The organism is Kitasatospora sp. NBC_01246 (assembly GCF_036226505.1).
Lineage (GTDB): Bacteria > Actinomycetota > Actinomycetes > Streptomycetales > Streptomycetaceae > Kitasatospora.
The window spans coordinates 7,181,515-7,196,045 of the sequence record NZ_CP108484.1 but is presented as its reverse complement, the minus strand read 5'-3'; the positions used below and the strand labels follow the sequence as shown (position 1 = coordinate 7,196,045).

Below are 14,531 nucleotides of genomic sequence, written 5' to 3'. Positions count from 1 at the left end.
TGCCCCGATCCCACCGCGTCCCCGGCGTCCGTAGTAATGATTTAGGCTCTGCCTCAAAGCAGCTGGAGGGACGGGGTCGGAGTTGCACCGGTTCAGGCTGGATCTGGCCGATCTCGCCACCACCTGGTTCGCCTGCTCGCCGATCCAGGAGGCCGCGCTCAGCCTGCGGATGTGGACCCACCCCGGCGTCTACCCGCTGCAGTCCGCCGCCTTCGAGCGGCTGCGCCCGAGCTTCGAACAGCTGGACTCCGGGCTGCTGCTCTCCCTGGTCGCCGCCAACCGGTGGATCCCCGACTTCCTGACGCCCCGCCCGTCCGTCCCCGCGCCGGACTTCCGGGCCGAGCTGGCCGTGGTCCGGGCGCTGCCGCCCGAGCAGCTGCGCGCCGAACTGGAGCAGACCTTCCTGCCGCACGGCCGGCCGCTGCCCGCCCCGCTGGCGGCCGGGCTCGCCGATCCGGTCCGGCTGCTGGCCCGGATCGCCGACGCGCTGGAGGAGTACTGGGAGCGCTGCCTGGCCCCCGCCTGGTGGCCGCGGGCCCGCGCCGTACTGGAGGCGGACCTCGTCTACCGGGCGCGGGTGCTGTCCCAGCAAGGCGCCGCGGCCCTCTTCGCCGACCTGGACCACCGGCTGCACTGGGCGGACGGCCTGCTCTCGATCAACCGCCGCTGGACGGACTGGGACGGCGAGATCACCGTGGACGGCCGCGGGCTGGTGCTGGTCCCGACCTTCTTCGCCCGCGGCGCGATCACGATGATCAGCAATGACCGCCCACCGCAGATCAGTTACCCGGCCCGCGGCCGGGCGGGGATGGCCGCGCCGACCGCCCCGGTCACCCCGCGCGCGCTGGAGCTGCTGCTCGGCGCGCCCAAGGCCCGGCTGCTGGCACTGCTCGCCGAGCCGGCCTCCACCACCGAGCTGGCCTACCGCCTGGGCGTCACACCGGGCGCCGTCAGCCAGCACCTGGCGGTCCTGCACCGGACCGGCCTGGTCACCCGGGCCCGGCACGGCCGTTCGGTGCTCTACGGCCGCAGCCCGCTCGGCGACGAGCTGACCGGGCACCCGCGCCGGGGCTAGCCCGCCCGCACCAACTCCCAATTGGTACAGACCTGTTGACGCATTGGTCCAGTCCTCCTACAGTGCCCATGCCCCCGTCTCCCCACGGCGCGGGCACCGGTCGGCCACGCACCACGGCCGCGGCACCACCCGTACGGTTCTACGTCGCCCTGTTCAACCCCCCACAGTCACAGGGAGAACCATGTCCGCTCGACCCCGGGCCCGACGCCCGCGAGCGCGCAGCAGACTGCTGGCGCTGCTCTCCGCCCTGCTCCTGCCACTGGCCGCGCTCACCGCGCTGGCCGCCCCGGCGCACGCGGCCGGAAAACTGACCGCCACCTTCACCACCGCCGACAACGGCTCCTGGTGGAAGGGCACCTACATCGTCCGCAACGACAACGCCGCCGCCGTCTCCGGCTGGACGCTGGAGTTCGACCTCCCGGCCGGCGTGACCGTCCAGAACAGCTACAACGGCACCGCGACCACCACCGGCCGGCACGTCACCGCCACCAACGCCTTCTACAACGCGAGCGTCCCGGCGCACGGCACCACCGAGCCGTACAGCTTCTGGTTCGTGGCCAACGGCCCGATCGGCACGCCGACCGGCTGCCGGATCAACGGCGACAAGTGCGACGGGAGTTCGGACGTCCTGCCGTCCGCCCCCGGCACGCCGGTGGTCACCGAGTCGACCGCGCACAGCCTGGCACTGAAGTGGCCGGCCGCCACCGGCGGTGACTTCCCGGTCGCCTCCTACGAGGTCCTGAGCGGCAGCACGGTACTGGCCGCCGCCGCGACCACCGACACCGTGGTCACCGGGCTCACCCCCGCCACCTCGTACACCCTGGCGGTGCGCGCCAAGGACACCCGGGGCAACACCGGCCCGTCGAGCGCGTCCGTCACGGCCGCCACCTTCGACCCGGCCACCGACCCCGTCCCGCCGACGGCGCCCACCGGCCTGCGTGCCACCGCGGTGACCTCCACCGACGTGACGCTGGCCTGGAGCGCCGCCACCGACAACCAGCGGGTGGCCGCCTACGACGTCTACCAGGGCCCCGCGCTGGTCAGGACGGTGACCGGCAGCACCCTGACCGCCACCGTCAGCGGCCTCTCCCCGTCGACGGCCTACACCTTCACCGTGAAGGCCCGCGACGGCGCCGACAACGCCTCCCCCGCCTCCGCGGCGCTCGCCGTCACCACCTCCGACCTGGTCGGGGCCGGGAAGTACGCCCGGGTCGGCTACTTCACCCAGTGGGGCATCTACGGCCGCCAGTACTTCGTGAAGAACCTCGACACCTCGGGCAGCGCGGCCAAGCTCGACGTCATCAACTACGCCTTCGAGAACATCGATCCGGTCAACCTGACCTGCCTGGCCGGCGTCACCAAGGGCACCACGGCCGACCCGCAGGACCCGGACCAGGGCACCGGCGCGGGCGACGCCGACGCCGACTACGCCCGCCCGATGAGCGCGGCGCAGTCCGTGGACGGCGTGGCCGACGACGGCTGGGGCAAACTGCGCGGCAACTTCAACCAGTTGAAGAAGCTCAAGGCCAAGTACCCCAACCTCAAGGTGGTCGTCTCGCTCGGCGGCTGGACGTACTCCAAGTACTTCTCGGACGCGGCCGCCACCGAGGCCTCCCGGCAGAAGTTCGTGAAGTCCTGCGTCGACACCTGGATCAAGGGCAACCTGCCGCTCTACAACGGCGCCGGCGGTGACGGCGTGGCGGCCGGGATCTTCGACGGCATCGACCTCGACTGGGAGTGGCCCGGCTCCGCCGACGGCCACGCCGGCAACCACTACAGCACGGCCGACAAGGCCAACCTGACCCTGCTGCTGGCCGAGTTCCGCAAGCAGCTCGACGCGCTCGGCGGCTCCCACAAGCTGCTGACCGCCTTCACCCCGGCCGACCCGGTCAAGATCGGCCAGGGCTGGGACCTCTCGAAGATCTTCAACTACCTGGACATCGCCAACGTCCAGGGCTACGACTTCCACGGCGCCGGCAGCGACAACTCCTGGGAGCCGAACCGGGCCGGGCACCAGGCCAACCTGTACGCCGACGGCCAGGACCCGTACCCGTTCCACTTCAGCGTGGACGCGGCCGTCCAGGCCTACCTCTCCGCCGGGGTCAACCCGCGCAAACTCACCATCGGCTTCCCGTTCTACGGACGCGGCTGGCAGGGCGTGGCGGACGGCGGCGCGGCGGGCGAGTGGCAGAGCGCGACCGGCGCGGCGCCCGGCCAGTTCGCCGAGGAGGCCGGCACCCGCGGGTACAACAACCTGATCACCACCTTCCCCAACCTCACCGTCCACCACGACACCCAGTCGATCGCCACGTACGGGTACACGGGTGCGGGCGGGCAGTGGTGGACCTTCGACGACGCCTGGTCGATCGGCCAGAAGACGACCTACCTGAAGTCGAAGAACCTGCTCGGCGCGATGATCTGGGAGATGACCGGCGACACCCCGAACGGCGCCCTCATGACGGCGCTCGACACCGGGCTGAAGTGAGCCCGGGCGGCGCCGGTCCCCGGACCGGCGCCGCCCTCGGAACGAACCGCACGAAGAGGCTCCCGCGGACCGGCCGACGCCGGCCCGCGGGTGCCCCGCCCGCTACCGCGAGGCGAGCGAGGTCAGCTTGCGGGCCGCCCGGTACTGGCGCAGCACCTGGGCGAAGGTGGTGTGGCCCTGGGTGGTCCGGGCGAACGCCCGCCAGGCCGGGGCGACCAGGCAGACCGCCGCGTGGAACAGGTACGGACGGCGCTCGAAGGCGGCCAGCATCAGCTTGCCGGCCCGCATCTCCACGCCCAGCCCGGCCTTGATCGCGAACGCGTAGTTCAGCGCCTCGCGGCGGACCTCGGCCGCGGTGCCCGCCTCGGCCACCTTGACCGCCCACTCCCCGGCCAGCCGGCCCGAGCGCAGCGCGTACGAGATGCCCTCGCGGGTCCACGGCTCCAGCAGACCGGCCGCGTCCCCGGCGACCAGCACCCGGCCGCGCGAGAGCGGCGAGTCCTCGGCCCGGCAGCGGGTCAGGTGCCCGGACTCCACGCTCGGCGGGAACCCGGCCAGCCCGAGCCGGCGGATGTAGTCGGCCAGGTACTGCTTGGTCCGCTCGCCGTCGCCGCGCGCCGAGATGACACCGACGGTCAGGCTGTTCGACTCGGTCTTCGGGAACACCCAGCCGTAACTGCCCGGCAGCGGACCCCAGTCGAGGTGGATCCGGCCGGCCCAGTCCGCCACGACCTCCGCCGGGACGGGGATCTCCGCCTCCAGCCCGAGGTCGATCTGGTCGAAGGAGACGCCGACGTGCCGCCCGATCCGGCTGGCGCTGCCGTCCGCGCCGACCACCGCCCGCGCTTCGAACGTGCGCCCGTCGGCGGCGGTGACCACGGCCGTGCGGTGCTCGCCGCCGCGCTGCTCGACTCCGGTGACGGTCACTCCGGTGACCAGCACCGCCCCCGCCTGCTTGGCCGCCTGGACCAGGCGCAGGTCGAACTCGTCCCGGTTGACCAGCCCGAACAGCATCCGCTTCGAGCGCCGCGTCCGGGTGAACCGGCCGCCGTACGCGAAGGTGACGGCGTGCACCCGGTCCTGCAGCGGCAGCCGGAAGCCCGGCGGCAGGCTGTCCCGGGAGGGGCCGATGATGCCCCCGCCGCAGGTCTTGTACCGGGGGTGCTCGGCCTTGTCGAGCAGCAGGACGCGGCGGCCCTGGGCGGCGGCGGCCTGCGCGGCCGAGGCCCCGGCCGGTCCGGCGCCGACCACGACGACGTCCCAGACGCCGTCCAGCGGATCGGGCCCGTCCCGCGGCGGGGCGGGCTGCGGCTCGGACGGCTGTCCGGGCGCCTCGGCGTCGAGCGGGCTACGGGAATCGGAGCTTCCGGAGTCAGTCACGTCGAGCAATCCTATGCGTCCTCCGGAGCCACCGTCCGTCGCGCCGCCCCGAACGCCCGGACGGCCCTCCGGACCGCCCGTTCGATCCGCCTATGATCGACATATCCCCCTGTCAGCACCGTCCGCCCGGAACACCCTCCGGGCCGGACCACCACCACCGGAGCCCCCGATGCCGCAGCAGCCCCTGGCCGACGCCGTCCGGTCCCTGATGGACCGTGCCCGCACCGACCTCGCCGAACTGGTCGCGTTCCGCTCGGTGGCCGACCCCCGCCAGTTCCCGGTCGAGGAGTGCCGCGGCGCCGCCCGCTGGGTCGCGGACGCCTTCGCCGCCGAGGGCCTGACGAAGGTGCAGCTGCTGGACACCCCCGACGGCACCCAGGCCGTCTACGCCGAGCTGCCCGGCCCCGAGGGCGCGCCGACCGTGTTGCTCTACTCCCACTACGACGTGCAGCCCCCGCTCGACGAGGACGCCTGGCTCAGCCCGGCCTTCGAACTGACCGAGCGGGACGGCCGCTGGTACGGGCGCGGCGCGGCCGACTGCAAGGGCAACATCCTGATGCACCTGACGGCCCTGCGGGCACTGCGCCGGGTTGACGGCGGCTACCCGGTCGGGCTGAAGATCATCGTCGAGGGTTCGGAGGAGCAGGGCACCGGCGGCCTGGAGCAGTACGCCCAGGCGCACCCCGAGCTGCTCGCGGCCGACGCCATCGTCATCGGCGACACCGGCAACTTCACCGCCGGCCTGCCGACCGTCACGGCCACCCTGCGCGGTATGACGATGGTCGAGGTGTCGCTCACCACCCTGGCCGGAAACCTGCACTCGGGTGCCTTCGGCGGTGCCGCCCCGGACGCCCTGCAGGGCCTGGTCCGGCTGCTGGCCTCGCTGCACGACGAGCACGGCGACGTCGCGGTGGCCGGCCTGACCAGCGACCAGACCTGGCCCGGGGTGCAGTACCCCGAGGAGCAGTTCCGCGCCGACGCCAAGGTGCTGGACGGCGTGGCGCTGACCGGCACCGGCACCGTCGCGGACCGGCTCTGGGCCCGCCCGGCCGTCACCGTCCACGGCATCGACGCCCCGCCGGTGATCGGCGCCACCTCCTCCGTCCAGGCCGCCGCCAAGGCGCTGGTCAGCCTGCGGGTGCCGCCGGGCGGCGACGCCCTCGCCGCCCAGGACGCGCTGATCGCCCACCTGGAGGCACAGGCACCGGCCGGTGCCCGGCTGCGGATCGAACGGCAGGGCGCCGGTGAGCCGTTCGCCGCCGACACCTCCGGCCCGGCCTACGAGGCGATGGGCGCGGCGATGGCCGAGGCCTTCGGCACGCCGATGGTCGCCTCGGGCGAGGGCGGCTCGATCCCGCTCTGCAACACCCTGCAGTCGCTCTACCCGCAGGCCGAGATCGTGCTGATCGGCGTCGAGGAGCCGACCACCCAGATCCACGCGGTCAACGAGAGCGTCGACCCGCGGGAGCTGGAGCGGATGGCGCTGACCGAGGCGCTCTTCCTGCACCGGTACGCCGAGCTGCGCTCCGTCTGAGTCCCCGCCCCGCCCTGCCGGTGTGACGGCGCCCCGGTGCGCCGGGCGGCCGTCACACCGGCAGCCGCCCGGCCGCCCGCCGCCGGCCCGCCACCCGCCCCGCGACCGCGTGCACCAGCGCGTACCCGACCGCTCCGGCCGCGAGGCCGGCGCCGGCCCCGAAGCAGAACTCCGGGATCGGGTTCCGCCGCAGCGGGACGAGCCGGTGCACCACCCCGGCCGCCGTGGCCGCGCCGAGCACCGCCACGGCGGCCCGCCGGGCCCCCGCGGGGAGCGCCGGGGCGGGCCGGACCGGCTCCACCGCGCGGGCCGCCCGCGCCAGGTGGCCGGCCAGCGCCGCCAGTGCCAGCGCCGAACTGCCGTACTGCAGCACGGTGTACAGCGGCAGCCCGGCGACCATCCGGTCCAGCACCGGCAGCAGACGGACGCCCAGCCGGCCCTCGTGGGTGAAGGCGTCCCAGCCGACGTGGGTGGCCGCGCCCAGCGCCGCCGAGCCGGCGAACCAGGCCGCACTCGCGCCGCCGCCCCGCCGGACCGTCAGCGCCTCGGCCGCGCCGGCCCACCGCTCGGGCAGCAGGGCGAGCAGCGGGGCGCGCAGCAGCCCGTGCCACCCGGCCACCAGGACGCCCGCGATCGCCACGTCCACGGTGGGCACCGCCCACCAGCGGTGGGTCGTCCCGCCCTGCCCGTAGACGCCGGGCAGCAACGACTCCAGGAAGAACGGCACATCGGGCGCCATCGACCCGGCGACCAGCGCCGAGGCCACCAGCGGGCCGCGCGCCCCCGCCGCGCGCAGCAGGGGCAGGACGGCGGCCGGATGGCTCAGTGTGAACGGCATGGCCCCATCCTCCCGCCCCCGCCCCGCCCGGCACACCCGAACCGCACCGGGGGCGGCCCCGCCGGCTCGCGGCCGCGGGCACCACGACGGGCGCTACGCCGCGTCCGCCGCCCTGGCCAGGCCGAGACCGGCCCGGCGGCCGGCCTCCAGGTAGCGCAACTCGCCGCTGCGGCGGGCGTCCAGCGCGGCCGCCAGCCGCCGGTACCGGCCCGGGGGCAGCAGACCGGCGGCCTCGTCCAGGCTGACGAAGCGCCAGCCGCGCAGCTCCTCCTGCTGGAGCAGCAGGTTCTGCCGGGCGGCGGCGTCCAGCAGCCCGCCGTCGTAGACCAGTCGCAGGCCGCCGCGGCGCGGGCCGGTGCGCGGCTCCCAGTCGACGGCGAGCAGCCGCAGCGTGCCCGGGTCGAGTCGCAGCCCCAGCTCCTCGGCGGTCTCCCGGAGGGCGGCGTCGGTCGGCGCCTCGCCGCGCTCGACGACCCCGCCGGGGAACTCCCAGTCCGGCTTGTAGACCGGGTCGACGAGCAGGACCCGGTCCTGCTCGTCGAAGAACAGCACGGCGGAGGCCACCGTGTCCCCGGTCGGGTCCGGGGTCTGGACGATCGGGCAGCGGGCCGAGCCGTCACGGACGAGCTGGGCGAGCCGGGCGGCGGTCTCGCGCGGGGTCAGCTCGCCGTTGTCGACCATCCGGGCGTCCTCGATGAGCCAGCGGCGGGCGGCCCGGTACCGCGGCAGGTGCTCCAGGCACCACTGCCGGACGCGCTCGCTGCGCTCCGGATCGCCGGGGCACTCGTCCCGCTGGGCGATACGCGCACGCAGGATCGTTTCTTCGGGGTCCAGGACCAGGTGGTGCACCGTGATGCCGTTCGAGGCGAGCGAGCCGAAGATCTCGTCGCGGTAGTCCTCCCGAAGCAGCGTCATCGGGACCACCAGCGGCCCCGGCACCTCGCCGAGCAGCGCGGCGGCCGTCTCGGGGACGAGCCGGCGCCAGGCCGGGAGGTCCTGGAAGTCGGACACGGCGGCCAGCCGGTCGGCGGGCAGGAGGTCGCGCAGCCCGAACCCGACGAGCTCGGGATCGAACAGCGTGCTCCCCGGCAGCAGCTCCACCAACTCACGGCAGGCAGTCGTCTTGCCCGCCCCGAATGTGCCATTGACCCAGACGATCACAACGTCCCCTGCCCCTCGACTTCCCCCGATGCCGTTCGCACCGGGCGGCGCCCCCGTCAGCCGTACCAGCGCCACCCGAGGTGGTACCCGCGCCGCGCCGGTCCCCATACCTGCGGACCGGGCCCGGCGGCCGAACCCGGCCACGCCGTGTGACAGGGGCATGTGCCCAGGCCAGGCGGTCCGCACCACGGTACGCGCGCCTGCCCGACCGCCGGTCCGCACGCCCCTGATCACCGGCGGCCACCTACCTTACGCGCGCCCCCTTGAACACCTCTCGCGCCCCCACCCGCCCCACGCTCCCCATCCCCCGCGCCCCACCCGGCGCCCCACCCGGCACCCCTGACGGCCCGACCCGGCGACAGAGCGCCGAATCCCTGAAGCGCGGAGGCGCGGAAACGCCGAGGCACCCCGACGCCCGGCCGGTCGGGCGGCGTACGGACAGCCGCTCGACCGGCCGGGCGTCACCCGGCGGGCAAACTCCTCAGGGGCGGCCCATCTGCGTCGGGTAGTAGCCGCTGCTGAGCCCCGAGATCCGGATGTTGGTGCCGGGCCGGGCCGCCTCCACGTACTGGTTGTTGCCCAGGTAGATCGCCACGTGGTGGATGCCCCGGGCGCTGCCGTCGTCCGACCAGAAGAGCAGGTCACCGCGGCGCAGCTGGCTGGCGCTGACCGGCGTGGTCGCCTCGTACTGGTCGTTGGCCACCCGCGGCAGCGCGATGCCGCCGCGCTTGAACGCCTGCTGCACCAGGCCCGAGCAGTCGTACCCGTCCGGCCCGTTGCCGGCCGTCCGGAACGGCTTGCCGAGCTGGGCGAGAGCGAACTGCACCGCCGTCTCGACGTCCCCGTCGGCGGCCACCGAGCCGGAGCCGGCGGACGACCCGGCCGAGCCCGAGGAGGAGGACGAACCGGCGGCGGAGCCGCCACCCGTCCGGTCCAGGTAGACGTCGTAGTGGGTGGTCCAGCGCCACTGGCCCTGGCTGTTCCTGAACCAGTACCGCGAACCGTCCCAGCCCTGCGTGATCCCCCCGGACGAGGAGGAGGCCGCCGGGGCCGCGGCCTTGGCACCGCTCCCGGTCCGGGCCTGGTAGATGTCGTAGTGGCTGGTCCAGCGCCACTGACCCTGGCTGTTCTTGAACCAGTACCGCGACCCGTCCCAGCCCGCGTGGGCCGGCGCCGGCTCGGCGGCCGCGCTGCTGACCCCGGTACCGAGGCCGATCACGCCGGCACCGGCCGCGATCACCGCCACCATGCCTATCCCCCGACGGACCCGCGCCGCCCGGGAGGGCCGGGCGGCACGCGCCGGCCCGTCGGTGGTGGCGGCGGTCTGCCCGGTCGGGTCGTCGGCTGCACCCGGTGCGCCGGTGTTGACGGTCGTCATCCTGCTGTCTTCCTTTGCTGAACGCGGCTCAGCACTGCCCAGCACCGCTGACGCTGCTGAACCCCGGCTGAACACTGAACGGGGAGGGCAGAGGGGTTCCCGGTGACGAGCCGCGGCTTCCGGTCCTGCGACCGGAGGCCGCGGCTCGTCACCCTGGGATTCAGTTCTGCCTGCGTGTCACGTTAGGCACGCGGCCGCTCACAGCGCGCAGTGGAGTGCGCCAAAGGAAGGGTTCACGGAAGGTGAGGAGGACCGCCGGGGTGACGGTCGAAGAGATGAACGACCGTCACCGGGTGACCTCCCGTCACCCGAGTGCCGACTCCGCCAGCAGCTGCTTCTTGAGCACCTTTCCCATGGCGTTCCTGGGCAGTTCGGACACCAGCACCACTCGCCGCGGCCGCTTGTGGACCGAGAGCCGCTCCGCCACGAAGGCCGTCAACTGGTCCCCCGTCACCGTGCCGTCCGGGATGACGTAGGCGACCACCGCCTGGCCGAGGTCCTCGTCGGGCGCGCCGACCACCGCGGCGTCCGCGACCGCCGGGTGGTCGCGCAGCGCCGCCTCGACCTCGCCGGCGCCGATCCGGTAGCCGCCGCTCTTGATGAGGTCCACCGAGGCACGGCCGACGATCCGGTGGAAGCCGTCCTCGCCGATCACGGCGACGTCCCCGGTGCGGAACCAGCCGTCCGCCGTCCACGCCTCCCCGTTGGCGTCCGGCCGGTTGAGGTACCCGGTGAACAGCGTCGGCCCGGCGACCTGCAGCTCGCCCACGCTCTCGCCGTCGTGCGGGACGGGCTCGCCCTCCTCGCCGACCAGCCTGGTCCGCACGCCGGTCAGGGGCAGCCCGACGCTGCCGGGGCGGCGCTCGCCGTCCGCCCGGGTGGAGAGGGTGATCAGCGACTCGGTCATGCCGTAGCGCTCGATCGGGGCGTGCCCGGTCAGCGCGGCGAGCTTCTCGAAGACCGGCACCGGCAGCGGCGCGCTGCCGGAGACCAGCAGCCGGGCCGAGGCGAGCTGCCCGGCCGCCTCCGGATCGGCGGCCAGCCGGGACCAGACCGTGGGCACGCCGAAGTACAGGCTGGCACCGGCGGCCGCGTAGCCCGCCGGCGTGGGCCGCCCGGTGTGCACCAGCCGGCTGCCGGTGCGCAGGGCGCCGAGCACGCCGAGGACCAGGCCGTGCACGTGGAAGAGCGGCAGACCGTGGGCCAGTGTGTCGTCGGCGGTCCAGCGCCAGGCCTCGGCCAGCGCGTCCAGGTCGGCGGCGACGGCGGAGCGCCGGATCATCGCCCCCTTCGGGGCGCCGGTGGTCCCCGAGGTGTAGAGCACGAACGCGGTGGCGTCCGGCGCGGGCTCGGCGTGGCGGGTGGCGGAGCGCTCGGCCGGGTCGACGGGCAGCGCCGACACTCCCCCGGTCTCCGGCACCGTGTCCCCGGCGGCGTGCGCGAGCAGGACGGCGCCCGAGTCCCGCAGGATGTGCGCGCGCTCCTTGGGCCCGGAGTCGGGCGGCAGCGGCACCACGGGCACGCCGGCCAGCAGCCCGCCGACCACCGCGACGACGGTCTCGGCGGTGGGCCGGGCGAGCACCGCCAGCGCGGGGGCGCCGGCCACCCGGTCGGCCACCGCGGTCGCCGCTCCCAGCAGCTGCTCGCGGGAGAGCTCCCGCCCGTCGATCCGGAGCGCGTCGCCGGAGTCGCCGAAGTCGCCCTGAAGTGCCGTCAAGAGTGTCATGCGTCTGCCCTCGCCCTTGGTCGCGGTGTGGCGCTCTGTCCCCGCCGGCCCTGTCGCCGCCGGTCCGGCGTCCGACTCTACGGGCCCGGCGGCGGGCACCCCCAGAGCCCACGGGGACGGACCGCGGCAGCGGGGGATCCGCCCGCGCGAAAGCGCGAGGGCGCGCCCGGGACGGTTCCCGGGCGCGCCCTCGCGCAGTGTCGGTACGACGCCGTGCGGTCAGCCCTTGCGGGCCTGGACCTCGCCGGTGAGCTGCGGCAGCACGGCGAAGAGGTCGCCGACCACGCCGTAGTCGACCAGCTCGAAGATCGGGGCCTCCGGGTCCTTGTTGACGGCCACGATGGTCTTCGAGGTCTGCATGCCGGCCCGGTGCTGGATCGCGCCCGAGATGCCCGCCGCGATGTAGAGCTGCGGGGAGACCTGCTTGCCGGTCTGGCCGACCTGGTTGCTGTGCGGGTACCAGCCGGCGTCGACGGCGGCGCGCGAGGCACCGACGGCCGCGCCCAGCGCGTCGGCCAGCTCCTCGACCACGCCGAAGCCGGCCGCCTCGCCGACGCCGCGGCCGCCGGAGACCACGATCGCGGCCTCGGTCAGCTCCGGGCGCCCCGAGGAGACCCGCGGGGTGCGCGAGGTGACCTTGGCGGCGTTGCCGGTGAACTCGACGGTGACGTTCTCCACCGCGCCCGCGGCCGGAGCGGCCTCGGGGGCCACCGCGTTCGGCTTCACCGTGATGACCGGGGCGCCGTGCGACACCTTGGACTTCACCTGGAAGGACGCGGCGAAGACGGCCTGGGTGGCGACCGGGCCGTCGGCACCGGCCTCCAGGTCGACGGCGTCGGTGATGATGCCGGAGCCGATCCGCAGCGCGACCCGCGCGGCGACCTCCTTGCCCTCACCGGAGGAGGTGACCAGCACCGCCGCGGCACCGGTCGCCTTGGCGATCTGGGCCAGCGCGTCCACCTTCGGGACGACCAGCTGGTCGGCGAACTCCGCGCCGTCCGCGACGTACACCTTCGCCGCACCGAACTCGCCGGCCTTGGCGGCCAGGTCGGCCGCGGCCGCACCGGCGCCCAGCACGACCGCCGACGGCTCGCCGATCCGGCGGGCCAGGGTCAGCAGTTCGAGGGCCGGCTTGCGGACCACACCGTCGGCGTGGTCCACGAGAACCAGGATCTCAGCCATGATTCGTTGCTCCTGATCGATCGTTGGAACGCAAACTGCGTGGATTAGATGAACTTCTGCTCGGCGAGGAACGCGGCGAGCTGCTTGCCGCCCTCACCCTCGTCCTTGACGACCGTGCCGGCCGTCCGCGCCGGACGCGCCGTCACCGACTCCACCGCCGTCCACGCACCCGCCAGACCGACCTCACCGGCCTCGATGCCCAGATCGTCCAGGTCGAACGACTGCACCGGCTTCTTCTTCGCCGCCATGATGCCCTTGAACGACGGGTACCGCGCCTCACCCGACTGGTCCGTCACCGACACCACCGCCGGCAGCGCCGCCTCCACCAGCTCCGTCGCCGCGTCACCGTCACGACGGCCCTTCACCACACCGCCCTCGACCGACACCTCCGACAGCAGCGTCAGCTGCGGCACACCCAGCCGCTCCGCCAGCAGCGCCGGCAGCACACCCATCGTGCCGTCCGTCGACGCCATGCCGCCGATCACCAGGTCGAACCCGGTCTTCTCCAGCGCCTTCGCCACCACCGCCGACGTCCCGATCACATCCGTACCGTGGATGTCGTCGTCGTTCACGTGCACGGCCTTGTCCGCACCCATCGACAGCGCCTTGCGCAGCGCGTCCTTGGCGTCGTCCGGCCCCACCGTCAGCACCGTCACCTCGGCATCGCCGTGCGCCTCGGAGATCCGCAGCGCCTGCTCCACGCCGTACTCGTCCAGCTCCGACAGAAGGCCGTCCACACCCTCCCGGTCGGTGGTGTGGTCGTCCGCGAAACGACGGTCACCCGTCGCGTCCGGCACGTACTTCACACAGACAACGATCCTCAAGCTCACGGCCTGTCTCCTGTACTGGTCTCGTCCGGCGGCTGCGGCTGTGCAAGCGGGCGCGAACTCGGCACGCACCCGCTCCGGGCAGCGTGTTCCCGTGCCGGTCCGGAACTTCCTGGCAGCATACTCGCCAGTAGTCGAATGACACTACTGGCCAGTAGCTTACGCCGCCGAGCCCCGTCCGACCGCCCCTCGGCCCCCCTCGCGAGGGCCTGAGGGCCCCCGGCCCGGACGGCCCGCGGAACGGCTCGCACTGCCGTCAGCCCTCATCCTGCCCCAGCGTCCCGCCGACACCACCCGACGGGGCGGCGCATCGGGAGTGGGATTCACCACCCGGGCCGCCGCAACCCCCGGAGCGGATCAGACCGCCTCGCCCAGCGCCGCGATCACGTCCGCCTTGCGCGGCAGCCCGGCCGCCCGACGCACCACCCGGCCACCCGCGTCCAGCACCAGGACCGTGGGCGTCCGCAGGATCTCCAGCCGGCGGACCAGCGCCAGCCGCTCCTCGGCGTCCAACTCGATGTGCGCCACCCCCTCGACCAGACCCGCCACCTCCCCGAGCACCCGCCGGGTGGCCCGGCAGGGCTGGCAGAACGCGGTCGAGAACTGCACCAGCGTGGCCCGCTCGCCCAGCGCCTCCCCCAGGTCCGCCGCCGAGAGCCGTACCGCCCCGTCCTTCGCCCGCACCCGCAGCCTCCCGTCGCGCTGGGCCCGCAGCAGCCCGAACGCGCTCGCCACCGCGAGCACGACGACGCACACCACCAACCCGGTCATCCCCCCAGTCTGCCCCGGCCCCCCAGGAGTCCGACAGAGTGGTCGACCGCCGGGGCGGGGCCCGCGTACGATCGCCGGGTGGACTCCGACCGCCCGGTACGACCGCTGCTGACCACCCGCCGGGTGGTCGACCTGTGCCGGGCCACGGCCTCGCGCTGTCACTGACGCGCCCTG

At 74.3% G+C, this 14,531-nt stretch carries 11 protein-coding genes; 3 read left to right on the top strand and 8 right to left on the bottom strand.

What is annotated here, in order from left to right:
* The first annotated feature begins 82 nt into the window (after positions 1 to 82).
* Both OG618_RS30525 and OG618_RS30520 read left to right on the top strand, forming a co-directional pair.
* The gene (locus OG618_RS30525; RefSeq protein ID WP_329490794.1) at positions 83 to 1,075 is read left to right on the top strand and encodes an ArsR/SmtB family transcription factor; all 993 of its coding nucleotides are present in this window, start codon (positions 83 to 85) and stop codon (positions 1,073 to 1,075) included.
* A gap of 181 nt (positions 1,076 to 1,256) precedes the next feature.
* Positions 1,257 to 3,560 (top strand): glycosyl hydrolase family 18 protein, encoded by a 2,304-nt coding sequence (locus tag OG618_RS30520; protein WP_329490793.1) that lies wholly within the window; start codon positions 1,257 to 1,259, stop codon positions 3,558 to 3,560.
* Positions 3,561 to 3,662: 102 nt separating this feature from the next.
* On the opposite strand, the gene OG618_RS30515 is transcribed toward OG618_RS30520, so the two are convergent.
* The gene (locus tag OG618_RS30515) at positions 3,663 to 4,940 is read right to left on the bottom strand and encodes a geranylgeranyl reductase family protein (protein ID WP_396491314.1); all 1,278 of its coding nucleotides are present in this window, start codon (positions 4,938 to 4,940) and stop codon (positions 3,663 to 3,665) included.
* Between the two features lie 169 nt (positions 4,941 to 5,109).
* On the opposite strand from OG618_RS30515, the gene OG618_RS30510 reads away from it, so the two are divergent.
* A complete protein-coding gene (locus OG618_RS30510; RefSeq protein ID WP_329490792.1) occupies positions 5,110 to 6,474 on the top strand; it encodes a dipeptidase in 1,365 nt (454 codons plus the stop codon).
* A gap of 52 nt (positions 6,475 to 6,526) precedes the next feature.
* Here OG618_RS30510 and OG618_RS30505 read toward each other — a convergent pair whose 3' ends face one another.
* The 7 genes from OG618_RS30505 to OG618_RS30475 form a co-directional block, all read right to left on the bottom strand.
* Positions 6,527 to 7,312: a DUF4184 family protein gene (locus tag OG618_RS30505; RefSeq protein WP_329490791.1), complete on the bottom strand. Its 786-nt coding sequence runs from the start codon at positions 7,310 to 7,312 to the stop codon at positions 6,527 to 6,529.
* A gap of 93 nt (positions 7,313 to 7,405) precedes the next feature.
* On the bottom strand, positions 7,406 to 8,473 hold the full coding sequence (locus tag OG618_RS30500; protein WP_329490790.1) for an NUDIX hydrolase: 1,068 nt from the start codon (positions 8,471 to 8,473) through the stop codon (positions 7,406 to 7,408).
* 481 nt (positions 8,474 to 8,954) lie between these two features.
* The gene (locus tag OG618_RS30495) at positions 8,955 to 9,851 is read right to left on the bottom strand and encodes a C40 family peptidase (protein WP_329490789.1); all 897 of its coding nucleotides are present in this window, start codon (positions 9,849 to 9,851) and stop codon (positions 8,955 to 8,957) included.
* 304 nt (positions 9,852 to 10,155) lie between these two features.
* On the bottom strand, positions 10,156 to 11,577 hold the full coding sequence (locus OG618_RS30490) for an acyl-CoA synthetase (RefSeq protein WP_329490788.1): 1,422 nt from the start codon (positions 11,575 to 11,577) through the stop codon (positions 10,156 to 10,158).
* Positions 11,578 to 11,796: 219 nt separating this feature from the next.
* On the bottom strand, positions 11,797 to 12,759 hold the full coding sequence (locus OG618_RS30485; RefSeq protein ID WP_329490786.1) for an electron transfer flavoprotein subunit alpha/FixB family protein: 963 nt from the start codon (positions 12,757 to 12,759) through the stop codon (positions 11,797 to 11,799).
* A gap of 44 nt (positions 12,760 to 12,803) precedes the next feature.
* Positions 12,804 to 13,589: an electron transfer flavoprotein subunit beta/FixA family protein gene (locus tag OG618_RS30480; RefSeq protein ID WP_329490785.1), complete on the bottom strand. Its 786-nt coding sequence runs from the start codon at positions 13,587 to 13,589 to the stop codon at positions 12,804 to 12,806.
* Between the two features lie 354 nt (positions 13,590 to 13,943).
* The gene (locus OG618_RS30475; protein WP_329490784.1) at positions 13,944 to 14,357 is read right to left on the bottom strand and encodes a thioredoxin family protein; all 414 of its coding nucleotides are present in this window, start codon (positions 14,355 to 14,357) and stop codon (positions 13,944 to 13,946) included.
* Between the last annotated feature and the right edge of the window lie 174 nt (positions 14,358 to 14,531).